The following is a 20063-nucleotide window of genomic DNA, read 5'->3' on the forward strand; positions in this document are numbered from 1 at the left end:
CTCACCCACGCCGACCGCCACCGGGTCTCCCCAGTCGACCAGATTATCTTCGATCATCTACACGAGACCGCGCGCATGCGCTGAGGCAACGTCAACACCCGTCCACAGGTATTGACAATTTCTCCGAACGCCCGCTCGGTCAAGCCGGTGGGGTTGGACACCTTGTACCGCAACTGCACCCGGCCGATGTTGTTCCACTCTCCGGTGCCGGCGTTCCACTGGTAGGAGATGACGCGGTCCAGGATCCTGCTGGTGAAGAACGACTGGGTGTAGTTCCCACACGACGACGACCCACAGACCAGGTCACCCGGCACATCCGGGTAGGAGTTCGGGTTCGACGACAACGCCGGACACGTCGCCGGGGTGTTGTTGAACGGATCATCCTCGGCGGTGCGCTCCACACACCGGTGCGCCCACCCGAACACCACCCGCCCGACCGGAACCGCACCCGCCTCGGTCACGTTCTTCGCGTACTCGATCTCCGACAGATACCCACCCCGGTCGTACTCCAGGATCGACCCACTCAACGCCCGCTTGTAATGGTTCGTCTCCCGCGTCCAGTGCAAATAGGTTTCGTTCTCATTGGCGTCACGAACCCGATCCAGGTTCCACCGCCACGGATCCCGACACGACGCCGGATACACGTCATAGCAGGGCTCCCCCGCCTCGTCACCGAGGAACGACATCTTCCACACCGAGTCCCGCACGAACCCGAACCGGTACTCCGTACCGTCCTGCGTCCACACCTTCCAATAACCGTCGTCCTCAGCCCCACCCGCCAGGAACTCCACCCGCCACCCGAAGTCGTCGACCGGCTTCCACACACCCGCCGTCGTCTTCACGATCTGCGTCGACTGCCCCTGCAACGAGATCGTGATATGCGACGCCCCCGCATCATTCGTCGCCGACTCCCCGTCCTCACCATCCGGAGACTCCCAACACATCTCCGTCCGATGCGTCCGACACGGCTTGTACGTCCGCTCCACATAACCCGGCGAGTACGACCACCCCAACCCCGCCGGACCCGACTGGTTGTTCGTCCCGTGCGTCATCCCATCCACCACAGACGAGCTGTACGACAACTCCAAGCCCAGGGTCTGCCCGTACGGCAACGGCGGCTCCGGCAACGGATACGAATACGTGAACGACCCCGCGCTCTCCCCCACCTGCCACGACCCCGACGGCTTCAAATCCGTGGCCGTGTACGAACCCGTCGACCCACCCGACGCCGACGACGCCAACGCATACACACCCGTCGACTCGACCGCCGACTCCGGACCGAAACCCTCGAACACACCCGTCCGACTACCGGCGGCCGTCGCGTCGCCACCGACCTCGACCACCGCCGTCAACGTCTTCGCATACGGATCATTGGTAGCCGACACCCACACCGGATCCGCCGAACACTCCGGCACCTCAGGCGTCGTCGCCGCACACCCCGGCAACCGCACCAACGTCAACCGATCCGCGAACGAACCCCCATACGCCTGCGCGAAATCCGCATAGTCGACGACGACCTGCACCGCACCCGCCGCCGCCGAACCATCCGCACGGTCAAGCGCATACAACGGGCCCGCGTTACCCAACGCCACCGACGTCGCCCGATCGAACGACCGCACCCGCACCGACCCGACCTCACCACCAGCCAGGCCACGCCCTGCCACACCCTCACCCTCGGGCGCCTCACCGGCCGGTTCGACCGTCAACCCGAACGCCTGCCGATCCCCGGCATCACCCTGAAGGTCGAGGACCGCCTCACCACCCTCAGGAAACGTGCCCGCCGGAAGGGGATCAGTCACCGTAACCTCGTCATCCGGATCCGGATCCTGCGCCTGCTGCCGCACCCCCACACTCGCCACCGACGTCGAATCACCCGGCTCCAACACCGGCCCCGCCGCAACCGCCGGGCCACGTAACTGCACCACCGGCAACAACCCCAGCAACACCGCGACCGCCAAGGCTCCCGCCCTGACCCTCCCCCGCGCCCCAAAACGGTCAAACGCAGTGCCCCCACGGCGGCCAGCAAGCATCACAACGCCCCCCGTCGATCCAAGAAATTGATCGACACGCTAGACACCCCACCGACGCCCACACAAGAGCATGATCGACAAAGCTCCACTAGGGACGGTCACAGGCCGCACTCATCAGGCGGGCCATCGGATCACACCTGCCGCCGAATACCGCCCCAAAGCGCGCATCAAGGGCCCACCTCTCCACCGGCCCAGCCAACGCCTTCACGCAACGAGATCTTCAGAGAATTTTCAGCAAGAAAATTTACTGTCCGAGGCGACCTACGACCTACCACACAAGTCATCCGAAATCAGGGGGATAGGACAGAATGCCCATAGACTAACGAAAAGCTCGCCGTGACCTCAAGGCCACTCGGCCGGGACAGCGCCGCGCCCAAGCACGCGACCTCTCGCCAGACACCCGCCGGAACCAGTCTTGATCCGGACCAAGCCAGGGCGAGGATGATCTTCCTGATGTGTGCGGCGTGTGCTCTCCAGCCGATACCACCCTGGGTCAACCCGTGCCAATCTTGGTCACCGCGGCCCACCGCCGGTCGAAAACCGGGGTTGATGTGGTCGGGCGGTGGTCATGGGCTGCGGGAACAGGGTTTCCGACGACGTGGGTGAACGTGGGCCACTCCCTGCCACCCCAGGTGAACCCCCAGGTCGCTAGACTAGGCCCTCGCGCCCTCGTAGCTCAGGGGATAGAGCATCGGTTTCCTAAACCGTGTGTCGCAGGTTCGAATCCTGCCGGGGGCACCAGGTCAAAGCCATGATCACCGATCACTGATCCGCCTTCCATGGCTTGCGTGCCCGCTGCGTTGCCGATCGCCTCGCCACCTTCGACCGGCTCACGTCCAGGTACTCAGCGACCTCAGCATCTCGCCCGTCGGCTGCACGGGCGTAGTGACGAGTCGTGACACTGGCGTTGGCGTGCCCGAGCCGACGAGCCGCCACCAGGACGCCATGATCCGCCAGCCATGATGCGGCATCATGAACGCCCCACTGATCATCGGATATCCACCCGCAGGGAGCACGTGGGTGCTTCATCCACCAGAAGACCCGTGGGGTGAAGGGTACGTCGTCGTGATGCAGGTGGAGCTGCATGATCAAGGACTTACCGCTCGGCGCGGAGTAGACCTTGCATGGCCGACTCACGCCCAGGAGCCGGACCTCGTCATCTTCTTCGAGCAACTGGCCGACGACTGGCGCGGCTGGGAGGGTGAACGAAGTTGGCGATCATTGGACGCCACCATGCGGATCACCGCCCGCCACGACGGCAAGGGGCACGTCTCTCTAGGCGGCACCCTTCGCCAGGACTCCTACTCACCCGACGGATGGCTCGCCCGAGTCTTCATCACCGTCGAGGCGGGAGAACAGATGACCTCGCTCGTTGCCGATCTTCGTGCCCATTTCGAGAAATTAGCGAGGTGACCCGTACAGCCACCGGTACAGCCGGGCCCGCCCACTGACACCGACGCTGGCCGACAACGACGGACCGGCTGGCACTCACCAGCCATCCACGATCTCCTCTAATCCCGAGGCCGTCACGGGCCATCCGGGGGCCAGTAACCGGGGCGCGTAGCGGGCACGAGAAGCTGCCGAGTGAACCGCCGGCCGCAAGCGTTTCGGGCATCACGGTCGGTTGATCATGCTCCTCCAAACGGAAGGTGTCCGTACGCTGCTTTGGTGTGGCAGAGGACGAGGTGGTCTTGCGGCTCAGTCGTGACGAGGCGCTGGTTCTGTTCGAGTGGCTGTATCGCACCGACGAGACGACCAACGACTTCGCCGACGTGGTCGAGGATCAGGCGGAGCAACGGGCGCTGTGGAATCTCACTTGCCTACTGGAACGGGAGCTGGTCGAGCCGTTCTCGCCGCAGTACGCCGAGATGGTCGAGCAGTCACGAGCCCGGTTGCGGGATGAGGGTTCATGACCGCCGGGCCGCGTGTCGCAGGTTCGAATCCTGCCGGGGACACCGCTTTGACCCCCATCCATCGGCTGGTCGCTCCAGTGTGCAGAAGCGTCTGCACACTTCATCGGCCGCCGAGGTCCCGGTGCCGGTCAGGTGCCGGGGCACATGCGGGCACGGCGGCGCGTGAGGTGTTCGCGTTCGGCGGGGTCGTGGGTGAGGGCGATGGCGCTGTCGTACGCCGCGGCGGCCTCGGCCTGGCGGCCGAGCCGTTCGAGCAGGTGGGCACGGGCGGCCTTGGCCGGCTGGAACCGTCGGGCACGGTCGTTCGGCAGTTCGTCGAGTCGGGTCAGTCCGGCTGCCGGGCCGTCGACTTCGGCGGTGGCGACCGCGAGGGCGACGGCGCCGCCGAGGGACGGTGCGAGCGTGTGGAGTACGCGGTGCAGGTCCAGCAGGACCGGCCAGTCGGTGGTGCCGGTGTGTCGCCGGGCGCAGTGCACCGCCTGAACGGCGGCTTCGAGTTGGAAGCGTCCGAGGTGTCGGCGGGCGTGGGCGGTGCGTAGGTGCTGGTGTGCCCGGTGGATCAGGCGGTCGTTCCAGCGGGTCGGGTCCTGCTCGGCCAGCGGCACGAATCGTCCGTGTTCGTCGAGGCGGGCGGGTAGGCGTGCGGCGGAGAGCTGGACGAGTGCGGCCAGCCCGTGCGCCTCGGGGTCGTCGGGGACCAGCGTGGTGAGTACCTCGGCGAGGTGCAGCGCCTCGGTGGGCACCGGGCGGGCCTGCCGGCCGGTCGTCGCCCAGTCGATGACGTACGCCCCGTAGATGGCCTCAAGGACGGCGGCCATCCTGCCCGGCAGGTCGTTGCGGTCGGGGATGCGGAACGGGATGCCGGTGGCCTTGATGCGTCGCTTCGCGCGTACCAGGCGGGTTGCCATCGTGGAGGTGGGTGTCGAGAAGGCCCGGCCGACCTGCTCGGCGGTGAAGCCGAGCACGGTGTTGAGCATCAGTGGGGTGCGTGCGGCGCGCTCGATCGCCGGGTGTGCGCAGACGAGCATCAGTTCCAGCCGCCGGTCGGGGATGGCGTCGGGGTCGAGTGTGTCGAGGTGCACGGGGGTGTCCCGTTCGACGTCGAGCGGGACGCTGCGCTGCCACTGTGCCGACTTCCAGTGGTCGCGGAGCCGGTTGCGCGCGACGGTCAGCAGCCATCCGGTGGGGTTGTTCGGTACGCCCTGGTCGGGCCAGCTGCGCAGGGCCCGCTCGAACGCGTCGGCCAGGGCGTCCTCGGCCCGGACGATGTCGCTGGTCGAGGTGGACAGCAGGGCGAGCAGCCGGCCGTAACTGTCGCGCGCCGCGACCGCTGCGGTGGCCCGCCCCTCGTCACCGGCCGAGACGGCGGTGGCCGCCCGGCCTTCGTCGCCCGCCGAGACGGCAGTAGCCGCCCGCGCCTCGGCACCGGCCGCGACGGCGGTGGCTGCCCGGCCCTCGCTGGTGGTCAACTCGTCCAGGCTCCGTCGACGAACGCCGTCGCGGTGGGGCGTACCTCGATGACGCCCCACTGTGCGGCCGGGCACTTCTCCGCCCAGCCGATGGCGGCGTCGAGGTCGGGTACGTCGAGGAGGAACACCCCGGCCAGGGCTTCCCTGGTCTCGGCGAAGGGGCCGTCCTGCACCCGCAGGTTGCCGTCTCTGCGGGTGACGGTGGTCGTGGCGGCGGCGGGCTGGAGGATGTCGGCCGCCAGGAGGACCCCGGCGGCGCTCAGCGCCCGGCCGTACGCGTCGAAGGCGGCTCTTGCCTCCGCGATGACCTCGTCGGTGAGTTCGCCCTCGCCCGGCTCGGGGTAGTGGATCATCAGTGCGTAGCGCATCGGCTTCTCCCTGGCTCTCGGTGCGGTGCCGCCTCGGCACCGGCACGGAGATGACGATCGGCGCGGGCCGGAATCGTCAGCAGTCGGCCTGCGGCTCAATCATCCGCCGGGGACCGCACGCAGCTATCGATTCTGCGCTGATCACTGTTCGCGGGTCGTGACCCGGTGGGCTCGCCGGGCCTGTCCGATCAGGCCGAGGTGGGTGTGTTCGAAACCCTCGGTGGTCTTGAGGCCGTAGCCGAGGGCGCGGTCGAGGGCGATGTGGAACACCCAGGCGACGGTGAGGATGCCGAGCCAGTCGATCGGTTCGCCGGCCGCCGCGGCGGCCACCGCCACCGCGCCGAGCAGGGCCGGCAGGGTGTACGAGTGCACCAGGTTGTAGCAGGCGGCGCCGAGGTGCTGGCCGCGCAGGTAGCCGAGCATGGAGAGGTCGAAGAGGAGGAACAGGGCGAGCAGCCACCACCAGGCGTACCCGGCGGCGATGGTGACGACGACGGCGAGGACGGCGAGGGCAGCGGACTCGATGCGCTGTGTCGTGACCGGCTTCATCTCCGGGTCCCCTCTCGTCGTCCGCCGGGTCGGGCAGCAGTCTGAATCTACGCCGACGTGGCATTCGACCGGCATGGTTCCCGCACGCGGGTGGGCCGGCGACCTACCGTCGCCGGCCCACTCACGTGAGGTGGTTACCGCACTCGCAACTGCTGGTGGACTGCGGCGGTGGGGGTGTAGGTCGGGTCACCGGAGTAGGCGACGTGGACCGGGTATCCCCCGGCCGACAGGCCGCTGGTCGGCAGCTCGACCACGGCCGAACCGTCGGTCAACGCGACCACCTGGGTGGTCCCGCCGAAGGTCACGGCGATCTCACCGGTCACCGTCGGCGCCTTCCGGTGCTGGGTCTGGGCCCGCAGGTCGACGGTGAGCGTGAAGGTGCCGCCCCGGGCGATGGACGCGGGTGCGGCCTTCGCCTTGACCACGACACGGTTCGTGCCCGGCGCGGTCAGGTTGACCGTGGCCGAGCCGGACTTGGTCGCATCGACCACGGACGTCGCCAGGACGGTGAGCGTCGAGGCGGTCTCGTCGGCGGCCACCGAGAGCAGACCGTCGGCGGAGATGGTGGTTGCCGCCGAGGTGGCGCCCTCCACCGACCAGGTCACCGCCGGGCTGACGCCCTCGTTGGTGTGCACGTCGGCGGTGAACTGCTTGCGCCAGTTCCAGCCCTTCGTCAGCTCCTCGGTCGCGGGCGACACCGACACCGAGTCGACACCGGTCCAGAGGTGGTCGCGGGCGAAGATGGTGAACAGCTGGCTCGCCGTCATCCCGTCGTGCGCGCCGGGGACCTGGGTCGTGGTGGCGCGGTAGCCCCGGGCCCGGAAGTTGTTCGCGATGGTGTTCTGGGCGTTGAGGTTGCCCTCGAAGACACCGTTGCCGAGGAACACGAACAGGTCGTCGTCGCCGACGGCGGCAGCGACGTTGTCGTAGTCCTGGGCGGTCAGCGACGGGTTACCGGAGAAGTGCCCGTAGAACGCGAAGGTGGTCGGGTAGCCCCGGATGACGTGCGCGCCGGTCATCCCGCCGTACGAGAATCCGGCGTACGCGCGTCCTTCGCGCTCGGTCGAGACGTGGTAGCGCTCCTCGATGAACGGGAGGATCGTCTGGACCAGGTTGTTGGCGGCGTTTGTCTGGTTGTACGAGGCGAAGCCGAGGCTGGTGCCGGTGAAGTGGTTGCCCATGGTGACCACGACCGTCGGCTCGATCTCACCCTTGGCCGTCATGTTGTCCAGGATGTGGGGGACGTTCGCGGGGACCATGAAGTCGGTCTCGTCGCCGAAGATGCCGTGCGCGAGGTAGGCGACCTTGTACGGCTCGGGGCGGTTGGCGTCGTAGCCGGCCGGCAGGTAGACGCCGAGGTAGTGGCCGCTGTCGCCGAGGATCGTGGTGTACGGGACGTACTGGACGGTGCCCCGGTGTGCGGGGTCGGCCGCGGGCAGTTCGTATTCGGCGCGTTCCTTGAGCACCGGGTCGTTCTGCTTGTCGGCGTACGGCACGTAGACGGCGTCGAGCACGTCGTTGTTCCTGACCCGGAACGAGGACTGGCCCGGGGGCCGTGGGTTCGTCGAGGCGGGGTCCCAGATGCGCTTGTTCTCCCAGCCCTGGGTCGGGTCCCAGACGCGGTACCAGTAGCTGAGGCTGCCGGCGTGCAGGGGCACCGAGACCGACCAGTATCCGTCGGCGTCCCTGGTCATGTCCCGGAGGAACTCGGTTCCGCCGGCGTGGTACCGGCCGGTCTGCCACGCTTCCGGCTGGTAGCGCGTGTTGCCGGTGGTGACGTCGAGCAACGTCAGGTCTCCGGCGAGGCGGACCTGGGTGGCGTGCGGATTGCGGTAGACGAAGTCGACGGTGTATCCGGTCGGGGATCCGTTGTCGGCCCGTACGGTGGCACCCTCCACCTTGGCGGGGGTGGCGGCGGCAGCCGGCGCGGAGACGGCCGCGCCGACGCCGAGTGACATCAACGCGAGCAGGGTGATCGCCCGCCTGACCGGGCCCCTTCCGATCGCTCTCTTCATCCGAGCACGCTCCTTTTGCAGTGTCGTTCGCGGCTTGGCGGTGTGGTGTCCGGTCAGGGCGAGGAGCCTGCTACTGCGGGGAACCCGCCCTGCGCTAAATCGAATTAGCAGGCCACAGTGTGACGGCGCACACGTTTCGATGTCAAGGGTTCCGGGCTCTGCCGGCCGTCGATCACTCCTGCTCACAGCCTCGCCAGGGCCGCCCGGCAGGCAGCCCACGAGCAGCTCCACAGTGGAGCTACCGGGCGGAACGGTCAGGCGATCGCGTTGGCGGACAACGCGTGCAGGTCGCAGCCGGCGAGCGCATCCGGCTGGGGCACGTGGGCGAGGTCGAGTTCGGCGAGCCCGAGTCGCCCGTACGCGGTGTGCAACGCCGCCACCACGGCGCCCAGCGCACCGGACAGGTCCCCGAGTTCGGCGCTCTGCACGGCCGCCGCGGCGGCCGGCACGATCTCCCGCAGCCGACCGCCCAGCCGGCCGAGTTCGGGCTTGAGCGCATGGGAGATGCCGCCGCCGAGGACGATCACCTCGGGTTCGTAGGCCACCACCGCGGCAGTGAGGATGATCAGCAGCGCCTGCTCGACGTACTGCTTGACCGGCACCAGGCGGGAGTCGGTGGAGTGGAACACGTCGGCCGGATTGTCGAACGGCAGGCCGAGGTCACGGGCGCGGGCGAGGATGCCGGGCCCACTGATGATCTGTTCGAGCGAGGCGCCCAGCGGACCGGCCGGCAGGTGCCCGAACTCGCCGACCATGCCGCTGCGGCCACGGAACAGCCGCCGGTCGATGGCGACGCCGGCACCGAGCCCGGCCCCGATGGTGAACATCACCGCAGTCTGCGCGTCGCGGGCGGCACCGAAGCGCAGTTCGCCGAGGAGCGCGTAGTTCGAGTCGTTGTCCACCTCGACCTCGGTAGCCAGCCGTTTCTCCAGCAACCGCAGGAACTCCGGGTCCTCCACCTGGGGAAGGTTCGGCGCGTTGGACACCGCGCGGTCGTGTTCGCGGACCGCACCGGGCAGCCCCACCGCCACGCAGTCGAGCCGGTCCAGTTTGTCGCCGACGGTCTGCCGGATCAGGTCGGCGAGCCACTGGGCCAGCCGAAGGGCGTCGTAGTGGGCCGGCGTGGGGACGGTCCGGCTCACCAGCGGCGTGGCGGCGAGATCGGCGACCACCATCCGGACGTTGGACCCGCCGACGTCGACGCCGCAGACGACGCCGCGTCCGGCGGCGATCGCCACCCGCGTCGCCCGCCGGCCCCGGGTCGCGGTCGGGGTGCCGTCCGTCTCGACCAGCAGTCCCTCGTCGAGCAACTGCTCGACGATGCGCGAGACGGTGGCTGGGGAAAGGTCGGTCTCCTGACCGATGGCCGTGCGGGTGACCGGCCCGTGCGTCAGGACATGGGCGAGCACGGTCGACCGGTTGGCGCGCCGCGGTGCTCGGGCTTCCACGTCCACCTCCGCCGATTTCTTTTCCGACCGAATGCTAAGGCCGCGCCGGCGGCAGGGCAACAACCAAATTTCGCGTCAGCCGCCCCTGCGACATCGTTCGACAGTGCCCCGTCCCCGGCTCATCGACGCGGCTGACCCGGCGCGCGAGGTAGCCGAAATGCGGATTGTCCGGGTCGAAACAAGTGCTCGGGATCTCTGACCAGGCCTCTTGACTCAGTGTGACGACCGCGATAATACTTTCAGCCTGAACGGAAATAGAGGTCGCCGGCCCCCATCGGTACCCCCGGGGCTGCGGCGCGTGCCCCCGTCACGCGCCGCGCCGGTCGCGTCGGAACCCCGTGTCAGTCCGGGACCACCCGGTCCCGGACCCCGTTGCTGGAGGTAGAGCAATGAAATTCAGCCGTAGACGTGGGGCCGCCCTGGGCGCGCTCTGCGCCCTGGCGCTCATGGTCGGCGCCTGCTCGAACGAGACGTCCGGCGGCAACGGCGGCGCGTCGAGCGGCCCCCGTACCGAACCGAGCCTGTCGTTCGTGGGCCCCGGCGGAGAGACCCCGACCGCCGCCGACCAGCTCTCGCTCACCCCCGAGGAGCGGCAGAAGGTCAAGGACGGCAACTACTCGGCCGCCTTCGTCTGGCACGAGGGCTCCGCGCTGACCCAGGCGGTGGAGTCCGGGGTCCGCAAGGAGTTCGACGAGCTCGGCATCAAGGTGCTGGCCAGCACCAGCGCCGAGTTCGACCCGGCCCGGCAGGCCAACAACGTGCAGACCGTCCTGGCCCTCAAGCCGGACCTGATCGTCACCATCGCAGTCGACCCGACCGCCGCGGCGGCGGCCTTCAAGCCCGCCGTGGACGCCGGCGTCAAGCTGGTCGTGATGACCACCCCGCCGAAGGACTTCAAGTCCGGAGAGCAGATCGTCGGGATCGTCACCGTCGACCTGACCGCGTTCGGTAAGGCCAACGCGGAACTGCTCGGCAAGGCGCTCGGCGGCAAGGGCAAGGTCGGCTATGTCTACCACGACGCCGACTTCTGGTTCACCAACCAGCGGGACAAGGCGTTCAAGGACTGGCTCGGCTACCTCTACCCGGACATCGAGATCGTCGAGGAGACCGGCTTCTCCGACCCGGCGCGCACCGAGGACATCGCCACCGCGATGCTGACCCGCCACGCCGACCTCAACGGCGTCTACGTCGCCTGGGCCACCGCCGCGGAGGGCGTGCTCGCCGCGACCCGGCAGCAGGGTCGTACCGACGTCAAGATCGTCACCAACGACCTGGAGGCGAACCTCGCCGCCGACATGGTCAAGGGCGGCAACGTCGTCGGCGTCATCGGCAACGGCTCCACCCGGCTCGGCCAGAACCTGGGCATCGTCGCCGCCTACGGGCTGCTCGGCAAGCAGGCGCCGGAGCTGGTCGTCAGCGCGCCGATGGCGGCCACCAAGGAGAACATCGCCGAGGCCTGGCGCGACGACTACGGCCAGGAGCCGCCGGCCGAGGTGCTCGGTAACTGACCGCAGATGACGTGAGGTCCGGGGCCTTTTCTGGCGGACGGCCCCGGACCTCACCCCGGCCGCGCGGCACGGCAGCCCTCGACCGTGACGCCGGTGCGTCGATCGGCAAGGAGAAGATCAGATGGGGTACGTCCAGACAGTCCTCGGGCCGGTGCCACCCGAGTCGCTCGGCCGGGTGCTGAGTCACGAGCACCTCGGCGCGCTGGTGCCCGGGCCGTGGCTGGCCGGCGGTGCCGGTGACGACCGTGCGGACCTCGCCGTCGACGCCGTACGCGGCCTGCCGGAGCTGGGCTTTTGCACGGTGGTGGACCTGTCCCCGTACGAGGTGGTGGGTCATGACGTGACCCTGCTCCGCGAGGTGGCGCAGCGTACCGGGCTGCACATCGTGGCCGGATCGGCGATCTACCTGGAGCCGTACTCGCCGAGCTGGGCGTTGACCGCCGGCGTGGACGAGATGCGGGAGCGGTTCATCGCCGACGCCACCATCGGCGTGGGAGACACCGGCATCAAGGTCGGCATCTTCGGGGAGCAGGCCACCGGGCTCAACGAGATCACCCCGCACGAGGAGAAGTGCCTGCGGGCCGCCGCCCGCGCCCACGTGGCCACCGGGCTGGCGGTGAACACCCACACCACCCACGGCACCATGGCGTTGGAGCAGGTCGAGATCCTCCGCGAGGAGAAGGCCGACCTCTCCCGGATCGTCATCGGCCACCTGGACATCAACCCCGACCCCGACTACCTGCGGGCGGTCCTGGCGACCGGCGTCAACATCGCCTTCGACACGATCGGCAAGCAGTTCTGGGACTTCGTCCTGGCACCGCTGCCGGAGAACCCGCCGGAGGGCGAGTTCGCCAAGCGGGCGTACCACCGGCCGGACCGGGCCCGACTGGAAATGCTCGCCGGACTGGTCCGGGACGGGTACGCCGACCGGATCCTGCTCTCGATGGACCTGACCGGGGCCGAGGCGTACCTCAACCCGCGCACCCACGGCCGCCTCGGTTACTCGTACCTCGGTCAGGAGATCGTGCCGGGTCTCGCCCGGCTCGGTGTGCCGCCGGAGGCGATCGACCAGATGCTGGTGGCCAACCCGGCTCGACTGCTGACGGTCGGCTGATGGCCGAGCACCCGCACACATCGTCCGCTCCGGCCGGGTACGTCACCGGGGTCGACCTCGGCGGTACGAAAGTCCTGGCCGCGCTCGCCGATCTCACCGGCCACATCGTGGCCGAGGACGTGCTGGCCACCGACCCCCGTGGCGGAACCGCGGTCGCCGCCCAGATCGACACCCTGCTGCGCGGGTTGGCCAGGCGAGGCGGCGTCGACTGGTCGCAGGTACGGGCCACGGCTGTCGGTCTGCCCGGCGCACCGGACCCGGAGACCGGCACCGTCGGCCTGTCCCCGAACGTCTCCGAACTCGGCGCCTTCGACGTACGCACCGAACTGACCCGCCGACTGGGACACCCGGTGGTGCTGGACAACGACGTCAACATGGCAGCCGCCGGGGAACGGTGGCTCGGCAGCGGACGTACCCATCGACACTTCGTGTTCGTGGCGGTCGGCACCGGCATCGGCATGGGCATCGTGCTCGACGGCGAGTTGGTCCGCGGCGCCCGTGGCGCGGCGGGGGAAATCTCCTACCTGCCGCTGGGCACCGATCCGTTCGACCCGGCGAACCAGATCCGGGGCGCGCTGGAGGAGGCGGTGGCCGGTTCCGCGCTCGCCGCCCGGTACCGGACGGCCACCGGCGAGCAGGTCGGCGTGCCGGTGATCTTCGACCGCGCGGCGGCCGGCGATCAGGCCGCCCGGGCCGCCATCGACGAGGAGGCCCGGCTCATCGCCCTGGCCGCCGTCGCGGTCACCGCCGTACTCGACCCGGAGGCGGTCGTACTCGGCGGCGGCATCGGCGCCCGGGTCGAGCTGGTCGAGCCGGTCCGGCGGTGGGTTGCCGCGCTGAGCGCGGACGTGCCGCTGATCAAGACCAGCCAACTCGGCGACCGGGCCGGCGTGCTCGGCGCGATCGCCGTCGCCCGGCAGGAGGCCGGCGTCCATCCCGGTCTGCCGCCCCACCCCGATCCAGCGGCGTCGCCCGTCGTGTTCGAGCTTCGCCGGAACACCTCTTTCGAACCAGCGGAGGGATAGATGACCCAGACCGAAGCGGCGGTCAAGGCCAGCAGCGGACCGGCCTGGCGCAGGGTCAACTGGCGCGACTACGTGGTCTACATCGGCTTCGTCGTCGTGTTCCTGTTCTTCGCCATCACCCAGGGCAGCAACGGCTTCCTGACCACCAGCAACCTCACCAACATCATCATCCAGACCGCGCCGATCACCGTGATGGCGATCGGGTTGGTCTTCGTCCTGGCAGCCGGCGAGATCGACCTGTCGATCGGCTCGGTCGTCGCGCTCTCCGCGCTGGTCGGCGCGGTGACGTTGCGGGAGACCGACAACATGCTGCTCGGCGCGGCTGCCGGGCTGGCCGCCGGCGCGGCGGTCGGCCTGGTGAACGGGCTCTTCGTCACCCTGGTGCGGCTGCCCTCCTTCCTGGTCACCCTCGCCACCATGGGGGCGGTGGCCGGCCTGGCCCGCGAGGTCACCGGCCTGCAGTCGGTGCCGGTCAGCAACGAGGCGTTCCTGTCCCTGTTCGGCCAGGGCGAGGTGTTCGGCATCCCCAACCTGGTGCTCTGGTCGGTGGCCGCGACAGTCATCGGTTACCTCGTGCTGCGCCAGACCCGGTACGGGGCACACACCCTCGCCATCGGCGACAACGTGGCCGCGGCCCGGGTCAGCGGCATCAAGGTGATCCGCGTCAAGATCATGGTGCTGATGGGCAGCGCGATGTGCGCCGCCATCGCCGGCCTGCTGTACGCGGGCCGCCTTCAGGGCGCCCGGTACACCCTCGGCGAGGCCGACCTGATGTCCGTGATCGCCGCGGTGATCGTCGGCGGTACCAGCCTGTTCGGCGGCAAGGGGTCCATCGTCGGCGCCCTGCTGGGCAGCCTGCTGATGGGCATGCTCAACAACGGCCTGATCCTGGCCGGGCTCTCCGTCTCCCAGCAGATGATGGCGCGCGGCGCGATCATCCTCGTCGCCGTCTCCCTGTCGCTGCGCGAGCGGCGCAGCTGACCAGGAAGGAAGCAAACGCATGTTTCTCGATCTGCTTCGACGCCGCAACCCGGCCTTCCTGGCCGCCGCCGCGGACCTGCACCGCAACGGCGACCTGCCGGCCAACTGCTACGCGTTGGACCTGGACACCGTCGCCGCCAACGCCACGGCCATCCGGCGCGAGGCCGACCGCCACGGCCTGTCCGTCTACGCCATGACCAAGCAGGTCGGCCGCAATCCCGACTTCTGCCGGACGATCCGCGCCGCCGGGATCACCGAGGCGGTCGGCGTCGACCTGCAGTGCGCGCTGGCCGACTGGCACGGTGGGCTCGGCATCGGCCACGTCGGCCACCTGGTGCAGATCCCCCGGCACGAGGCGGCCACCGCCGCCGCGCTCGCCCCGGCCCACTGGACCGTCTTCAACGACACCAAGGCCGCCGAGGCGGCGGCCGCGAGTGCCGCGGCCGGTCGGGAGCAGGCGCTGCTCGCCCGGATCATGGCCCCGGGCGACCGCTTCTACCGCGGGCACGAGGGCGGCTTTGCGGCCGAGGAGATCGTCGCGGTCGCCGACCGGCTCGACGCCCTGCCCGGTGCCCGGTTCGCGGGTGTCACCAGCTTCCCGACCCAACTGTTCGATTCGGCCGCCGGCCGCGTCGTGCCGACACCCAACCTCGACACCCTGCGCACGGCCGCCGCCGCGCTTCGTGCGGCCGGACGCGGACGGGTCGAGATCAACGCCCCCGGTACGACGTCCGTCGCGGTGCTGGGCATGCTCGCCGAGGCCGGCGCGACGCAGGTCGAGCCCGGTCACGGGCTGACCGGCACCACGCCCTGGCACGCCGTCACCGACCTGGTCGAGGAACCGGCCGTGCTCTACGTCAGCGAGGTCTCGCACCTGTGGGGCGGTCGCGCCTACGTCTTCGGCGGTGGGCTCTACGTCGACCCGGTGCTCGGTCTGGGCGACACCCGCGCCCTGATCGTGCCCGCCGGCGGCGGACTCGACGACGCGTACCTGGTCGACGTGGAGATGCCCGCGCCGGAGGCGATCGACTACTACGCGATGGCCGATGTCAGCGACGCACCGGCGGTCGCGCCCGGCGACACCGTCCTGTTCGGGTTCCGGCCGCAGGCGTTCGTCACCCGGGCCTTGACCGCAGGCGTGACCGGCGTCCGGTCCGGTGCGCCGGCCGTGCCCGGCATCTGGGCCGCCGACGGTTCGACGCCGATCCGGTTGGACGACACCGACACCCGTACCCACGCCGCTGGCAGCACCGGGAGGGCATGATGAGCGCGGCAACCCAGAACGCCGGCACGACCGGTACGAACGCACCGCCGCTGCAACTGCGCGGGATCCGCAAGCAGTTCGGCGGAGTCGTCGCGATCGAGCGCTTCGACCTGGAACTGGCCGCCGGGGAGATCACCGCCCTGGTCGGCGACAACGGCGCGGGTAAGTCCACCCTCGTGAAGATCATCTCCGGGGTGTACCAACCGACCGAGGGTGAGCTGCGGATGCACGGCCGCCCGGTCTCCTTCCGGGACGCCTCCGACGCCCGACGGCAGGGTGTCGAGGTGGTCTACCAGGATCTGGCGCTGGCCGACTCGCAGCCGGTCTACATGAACATGTTCCTCGGCCGGGAACTGACCCGCGGGCCGCTGCGGCTGCTCGACCGACGCCGGATGGCCCGGGAGACCCAGGCCCTGGTGGACGCCCTGGACGTCCGTATTCCCAGCGCCAAGGCGATCATCCGGGACCTCTCCGGCGGGCAGCGGCAGGCGGTGGCGATCTGCCGCGCCACCCACTGGGCCAGCGGGCTGGTGCTGATGGACGAGCCGACCGCCGCGCTGGGCGTGGCGGAGACCGCCAAGGTGGAGGAGTTGATCCTCAAGCTGCGGGACCGTGGTGCCGCCGTCCTGGTGGTCAGCCACAACCTCGATCAGGTGTTCCGGATCGCCGACCGGGTCGCCGTACTGCGTCGGGGCCGTCAGGTCGGGGTCCAGTCCATCGGCCAGACCAGCCGCAACGAGATCGTCTCGATGATCACCGGCGCGTCGGCACCGGACGAAGTGTCCTCGTCCTAGGGCAGCAACGCGAAACGCCGGGCCCCCCATGTGGGGGCCCGGCGTCCGTCGGGACGTTCAGCCGGCAGCTGCGGCCTGCCGGGCGAGCGTCCGAGCATCCTCCACCCGCCGACGGCGCCAGCCGCGCCACAGGTTGCGGCCCCACATCGCCAGGCCGCCGCCGTTGAGCAGCGCCGCGAGCACCGCGACCGTGGCGAAGTCGGCCGACGAGAACCGGGTCGGCTCACCCAACGCCAGCAGCACGAACTGCTCCAGGTAGACCCACAGCATGGGCAGGATGGTGAAGATCAGGGCGACCAGCCCGAAGACCCGACCGAACACCCACACCGCCGCGTACGCCCGGATCTTGCGCATTTCGCCGCGCGGGATGCCGGCCTGCGAGATCACCTTGTGCCGGCGGAAGGTCAGCCGCTTGATCCCGTTGGACAGGAACCGCTCGGTGTCCGACATCAGGTTGCGGCAGTTCAGCGCGGTCGCGATCACGTAGTAGACGTCGGTGCGCAGGTAGAAGAAGAACTGGAAGCCGATGCGCACCAGGAAGGTGAGCAGTGCCGCGCTGGCGAGCAGACTCGCCCAGTTCGGTACCTCGATGAGGTTGCGTCGGGTGGCGAAAAGGAATGCGACGAGCAGGGAGCCGAAGAACGCGTCGACGAAGAACCCGGCGAGGAACGCCTTGAACCGTGCGCGCTTGGAGGCCATCCAGATGCCGCTGATATCCGTCTGCGCGACCAGGACGTACATGAGGTTGCTGATGCCCAGCGTCGCCGACACACCCACCGAGCGGGCCGCCAATGCGTGCGCGAGTTCGTGCAGCGACAGCCCGATCATCGCCAGCGTCACGCTGACCACGGTGAGGATCGCGAAGTTCCCGCCTTCGAACAGCAGCACCCGCGGGCCCGGAATCAGGCCCGGATCGGTGATCACCAGCGCCACGGCGGTGAGGATGACCGCGAGGCCGGGCAGGATCACGGCGGGACCGGTGAGCCGGCGCGCGGTGGCCGGCGGGATCCAGTCGAAGCTCCACCGCTTGACCGTGCGGTGCGCGTGCTGGTGGGCGCGTTCGGTGGCGGGTTCCGGCTCGCCGCCCCGGGTGACGAAACCCTCGTCGGCCAGTACGGCGACGAAGTCCTCGACGTCCACGCTCTCGCCGTGCTTGCGCTCGTAGATGCGGGCGGTCTCGGCGATGGTCCGACCCTCGGCGAGCGCGTTCAGGATGTCCAGCCCCTCGGCCGGAATGGCGAGATAGACCTTGCGGTCGGTGTCACCGATGATGACGTCCGAGCCGTCGACGGTCGAGACGAACGGACGGACGGTGACGACGGACTCAGCCGTGTTGACGGCCATGGGGCGATTCCCTTCCACTTCCGCGGGCGAACGGCGCTCGGCGGGGACCGGAGCGATCACTCACACCGATCCCCGCCGATCATGAACCCTTTTGTCAGGCGATCGCGGGCACGCAGTCCGCGTTGGCGCTGGTCTTGATCGGCTCCAGCTTGCGAACGACAAGCTTCTTCATACTGACCTCCCTCAGAAGTGGGGTTCCTTGAGAGGCATCCTCTACTGTTGTCGGCTCGGCGGTCTGCTCACTAATGAGCAGTCAATGCGTTTGTCTGGAAACCCATGAGGAAAGGCGCTCCTCGTGCACGGTCAGATGCGATCGAGGGGTGAACTCGACCAATTCCAGTTCACGGAACCGCTTGAGGAACTGACCGATCCGGGTTCGCGTGGTGCCGACCATCTCGGACAGATCCTCCTGGGTGAAGGCGATGTCCACCCGGGTGCCGGCCGGATCGCGCAGACCGAAGCGCTCGGCCAGGTCCAGCAGGCGGTACGCCAGACGCAGCTCGCTCGGCAACGTCACCATCTCCGCCACCACCTGCTGCTGGTGGCGCAGCCGGTTGCCGAGGTGACGGGCGAGCAGGTCGCCTGAGCCCTCGGCGGCCAGCACGGCGGCGGCCCGTACTGCCGGGATCCGCAGCAGCACCGTCCGGGTCAGCGCGATCGCCGACTCCAGCCGCCCCTGTCCGAGCAGGGCGATCTCGCCGAACATGTCACCCATCACGTGCACCGAGAGCAGGCAGCGTTTGCCGCTCGCGGCCACCATCTGCGTTTTGACCTGGCCACGCTCCACCACGTAGACGTGGTCGTCGCGTGTTCCGCACCGATAGACGTGGCTGTTGCGGGAGACCTCGATCAGCGAGGTCCCGGGCACCCGTCCCGCCAGCGCCCGGAAATCAGGGATGTCGAGCCTCGACAGGGATTTGGCTTGCGTCACGTCGGCCTACCTTCCGCGCGGCAGAGCACTCGTTGAGGAAACCACATCCTCGCCACAGACACTAGGGAAGGCTCACAAATACCCGTAAAGACGAGGATGCAGTCGGCCAGGTGTCGTACCCCCTCGGTCGCCGGGCACCTGGGCTGCTCCCGGCCCTGGTCAGGTCGGTTGCGCCTTGTGGAGGACCGGCGGGATGGCGTAAGAAGACTTGCGGATACGATCACATACGATCACTGGAGCGTCGCCGATGCGGCTGGGCATGCCCCTCAACTATCGCGCCGGCATCGTCGACATCGCCGACGAGCTGGTCGACTTCGAACAGGCCGGCCTGGACCTGGTGCTGGTGGCCGAGCTGTACACGTTCGACGCGGTCAGCCAGTTGGGCTTCATCGCCGGGCGGACCCGGCGGTTGGGCATCGCCTCCGGGGTGATGCAGCTGTACACGCGTACCCCGACTCTGATCGCCACCACTGCAGCCGGGCTCGACCACGTCTCGTCGGGACGGTTCACGCTCGGCCTCGGCACCTCCGGCCCACAGGTCATCGAGGGGTTCCACGGCGTACCGTTCGACGCGCCCCTGGCCCGTACCCGCGAGGTGATCGAGGTCTGCCGGCGGGTCTGGCGCCGGGAGAAGCTGGTCCACCAGGGCACCCACTACCGCATTCCGCTGCCCGAGGGGCAGGGCACCGGCCTGGGTCGCCCCCTCAAGCTGATCAACAAACCGGTCCGGGAGCGGATCCCGATCACCCTCGCCGCCATCGGGCCACGCAACGTCGAACTGGCCGCGGAGTTGGCGGAGGGCTGGCAGCCGGCCTTCTTCCATCCCGAACGGTCCGCCGCGGTGTGGGGCGAGAGCCTGGCCCGTGGCGCCCAGCGGCGGGACCCCTCGCTCGGGCCGCTTGACGTGAGCGTCAACGCCCTGCTGGCGATCGGTGACGACGTCACCGGGCTGCGCCGGCTGGCCCGACAGGAGCTGGCGCTCTACCTCGGTGGCATGGGCGCGGTGGGTGCCAACTTCTACAACACCCTCGCCCAGCGGTACGGGTTCGGCGAGGCCGCCCGCACCGTACAGGAGCTGTACCTGGCCGGGCGTCGGGACGCGGCGGCCGAGGCGGTGCCCGAGGAACTGGTGGCGGGCACCTGCCTGATCGGGCCCGCGTCCTGGGTGGCCGAGCGGCTGGCCGCGTACCGGGAGGCGGGAGTGACCACCCTCAACGTGACCCCGCTGGCCCGCGCGCACCGGGACCGGCTGCGGCTCGTCGAGCGGCTGCGCGACCTGCTCGACTGAGCGGCCGCGGTGGGTCCGGCCG

The 20063-nt window shown here is 69.4% G+C and carries 17 protein-coding genes, 1 tRNA gene and 1 pseudogene; 11 read left to right on the forward strand and 8 right to left on the reverse strand.

Annotated elements, in window-relative coordinates; translation table 11 throughout:
- Positions 1–84: pseudogene (locus JMF97_RS31565) on the forward strand (DNA mismatch repair protein MutT); the annotation flags it as partial.
- Here the strand turns inward: JMF97_RS31565 and JMF97_RS26785 are convergent.
- Positions 54–1799, reverse strand: a complete 1746-nt coding sequence (locus JMF97_RS26785) for an anti-sigma factor (protein ID WP_307817118.1) — start codon at positions 1797–1799, stop codon at positions 54–56. The pseudogene JMF97_RS31565 and the gene JMF97_RS26785 overlap by 31 nt on opposite strands.
- 896 nt (positions 1800–2695) lie before the next feature.
- Here JMF97_RS26785 and JMF97_RS26790 point away from each other — a divergent pair.
- The 3 genes from JMF97_RS26790 (at position 2696) to JMF97_RS26800 (ending at position 3943) form a co-directional block, all read left to right on the forward strand.
- A tRNA-Arg gene (locus JMF97_RS26790) sits at positions 2696–2771 on the forward strand.
- Between the two features lie 231 nt (positions 2772–3002).
- A complete protein-coding gene (locus JMF97_RS26795; protein ID WP_203224051.1) occupies positions 3003–3443 on the forward strand; it encodes a DUF6228 family protein in 441 nt (146 codons plus the stop codon).
- A gap of 257 nt (positions 3444–3700) precedes the next feature.
- Positions 3701–3943 carry a hypothetical protein gene (locus JMF97_RS26800; RefSeq protein ID WP_203224052.1) on the forward strand — a complete coding sequence of 81 codons (243 nt, stop codon included), beginning with the start codon at positions 3701–3703 and terminating at the stop codon, positions 3941–3943.
- Positions 3944–4071: 128 nt separating this feature from the next.
- Here the strand turns inward: JMF97_RS26800 and JMF97_RS26805 are convergent, their stop codons facing one another.
- The 5 genes from JMF97_RS26805 to JMF97_RS26825 form a co-directional block, all read right to left on the reverse strand.
- A complete protein-coding gene (locus JMF97_RS26805; RefSeq protein ID WP_238360233.1) occupies positions 4072–5412 on the reverse strand; it encodes an RNA polymerase sigma factor in 1341 nt (446 codons plus the stop codon).
- Positions 5409–5780 (reverse strand): YciI family protein, encoded by a 372-nt coding sequence (locus tag JMF97_RS26810; RefSeq protein WP_203224053.1) that lies wholly within the window; start codon positions 5778–5780, stop codon positions 5409–5411. Before JMF97_RS26810 ends, JMF97_RS26805 begins: the two co-directional genes overlap by 4 nt.
- A gap of 141 nt (positions 5781–5921) precedes the next feature.
- Positions 5922–6329, reverse strand: a complete 408-nt coding sequence (locus JMF97_RS26815; protein WP_203224054.1) for a DUF4260 family protein — start codon at positions 6327–6329, stop codon at positions 5922–5924.
- A gap of 134 nt (positions 6330–6463) precedes the next feature.
- Positions 6464–8344 carry an alpha/beta hydrolase-fold protein gene (locus tag JMF97_RS26820; protein WP_203224055.1) on the reverse strand — a complete coding sequence of 627 codons (1881 nt, stop codon included), beginning with the start codon at positions 8342–8344 and terminating at the stop codon, positions 6464–6466.
- A 254-nt stretch (positions 8345–8598) separates the two neighbouring features.
- Positions 8599–9792 (reverse strand): ROK family transcriptional regulator, encoded by a 1194-nt coding sequence (locus JMF97_RS26825; RefSeq protein ID WP_203224056.1) that lies wholly within the window; start codon positions 9790–9792, stop codon positions 8599–8601.
- A 389-nt stretch (positions 9793–10181) separates the two neighbouring features.
- Here JMF97_RS26825 and JMF97_RS26830 point away from each other — a divergent pair, with 389 nt between their 5' ends.
- The 6 genes from JMF97_RS26830 to JMF97_RS26855 all read left to right on the forward strand — a co-directional run bounded on the left by JMF97_RS26830 (position 10182) and on the right by JMF97_RS26855 (position 16478).
- Positions 10182–11300 (forward strand): substrate-binding domain-containing protein, encoded by a 1119-nt coding sequence (locus JMF97_RS26830; RefSeq protein ID WP_203224057.1) that lies wholly within the window; start codon positions 10182–10184, stop codon positions 11298–11300.
- Between the two features lie 121 nt (positions 11301–11421).
- Positions 11422–12414, forward strand: a complete 993-nt coding sequence (locus JMF97_RS26835; protein WP_203224058.1) for a phosphotriesterase family protein — start codon at positions 11422–11424, stop codon at positions 12412–12414.
- A complete protein-coding gene (locus JMF97_RS26840) occupies positions 12414–13439 on the forward strand; it encodes an ROK family protein (RefSeq protein ID WP_203224059.1) in 1026 nt (341 codons plus the stop codon). Before JMF97_RS26835 ends, JMF97_RS26840 begins: the two co-directional genes overlap by 1 nt.
- Entirely contained in the window at positions 13440–14420 is a 981-nt protein-coding gene (locus tag JMF97_RS26845; protein WP_203224060.1) for an ABC transporter permease, read from the forward strand.
- A gap of 19 nt (positions 14421–14439) precedes the next feature.
- On the forward strand, positions 14440–15684 hold the full coding sequence (locus tag JMF97_RS26850) for an alanine racemase (RefSeq protein WP_203224061.1): 1245 nt from the start codon (positions 14440–14442) through the stop codon (positions 15682–15684).
- Entirely contained in the window at positions 15684–16478 is a 795-nt protein-coding gene (locus tag JMF97_RS26855) for an ATP-binding cassette domain-containing protein (RefSeq protein WP_203224062.1), read from the forward strand. The genes JMF97_RS26850 and JMF97_RS26855 overlap by 1 nt, the downstream gene beginning before the upstream one ends.
- A gap of 57 nt (positions 16479–16535) precedes the next feature.
- On the opposite strand, the gene JMF97_RS26860 is transcribed toward JMF97_RS26855, so the two are convergent.
- Together JMF97_RS26860 and JMF97_RS26865 are read right to left on the reverse strand one after the other, a co-directional pair.
- Positions 16536–17822: a hypothetical protein gene (locus JMF97_RS26860; RefSeq protein ID WP_203224063.1), complete on the reverse strand. Its 1287-nt coding sequence runs from the start codon at positions 17820–17822 to the stop codon at positions 16536–16538.
- A 253-nt stretch (positions 17823–18075) separates the two neighbouring features.
- Positions 18076–18753 carry a Crp/Fnr family transcriptional regulator gene (locus JMF97_RS26865; protein WP_203224064.1) on the reverse strand — a complete coding sequence of 226 codons (678 nt, stop codon included), beginning with the start codon at positions 18751–18753 and terminating at the stop codon, positions 18076–18078.
- Positions 18754–19000: 247 nt separating this feature from the next.
- On the opposite strand from JMF97_RS26865, the gene JMF97_RS26870 reads away from it, so the two are divergent.
- Entirely contained in the window at positions 19001–20041 is a 1041-nt protein-coding gene (locus tag JMF97_RS26870) for an LLM class F420-dependent oxidoreductase (RefSeq protein WP_013731242.1), read from the forward strand.
- Positions 20042–20063 lie beyond the last annotated feature (22 nt).

Source organism: Micromonospora fiedleri, assembly GCF_016774385.1.
GTDB lineage: Bacteria > Actinomycetota > Actinomycetes > Mycobacteriales > Micromonosporaceae > Micromonospora > Micromonospora gifhornensis.

Bases quoted from the DNA above. Each gene is read 5' to 3' on its own strand.
- JMF97_RS26795 (WP_203224051.1), top strand. From the start codon at position 3,003: ATGAACGCCCCACTGATCATCGGATATCCACCCGCAGGGAGCACGTGG.
- JMF97_RS26810 (WP_203224053.1), bottom strand. From the start codon at position 5,780: ATGCGCTACGCACTGATGATCCACTACCCCGAGCCGGGCGAGGGCGAA.
- JMF97_RS26815 (WP_203224054.1), bottom strand. From the start codon at position 6,329: ATGAAGCCGGTCACGACACAGCGCATCGAGTCCGCTGCCCTCGCCGTC.
- JMF97_RS26820 (WP_203224055.1), bottom strand. From the start codon at position 8,344: ATGAAGAGAGCGATCGGAAGGGGCCCGGTCAGGCGGGCGATCACCCTG.
- JMF97_RS26830 (WP_203224057.1), top strand. From the start codon at position 10,182: ATGAAATTCAGCCGTAGACGTGGGGCCGCCCTGGGCGCGCTCTGCGCC.
- JMF97_RS26835 (WP_203224058.1), top strand. From the start codon at position 11,422: ATGGGGTACGTCCAGACAGTCCTCGGGCCGGTGCCACCCGAGTCGCTC.
- JMF97_RS26840 (WP_203224059.1), top strand. From the start codon at position 12,414: ATGGCCGAGCACCCGCACACATCGTCCGCTCCGGCCGGGTACGTCACC.
- JMF97_RS26845 (WP_203224060.1), top strand. From the start codon at position 13,440: ATGACCCAGACCGAAGCGGCGGTCAAGGCCAGCAGCGGACCGGCCTGG.
- JMF97_RS26850 (WP_203224061.1), top strand. From the start codon at position 14,440: ATGTTTCTCGATCTGCTTCGACGCCGCAACCCGGCCTTCCTGGCCGCC.
- JMF97_RS26855 (WP_203224062.1), top strand. From the start codon at position 15,684: ATGAGCGCGGCAACCCAGAACGCCGGCACGACCGGTACGAACGCACCG.
- JMF97_RS26860 (WP_203224063.1), bottom strand. From the start codon at position 17,822: ATGGCCGTCAACACGGCTGAGTCCGTCGTCACCGTCCGTCCGTTCGTC.
- JMF97_RS26870 (WP_013731242.1), top strand. From the start codon at position 19,001: ATGCGGCTGGGCATGCCCCTCAACTATCGCGCCGGCATCGTCGACATC.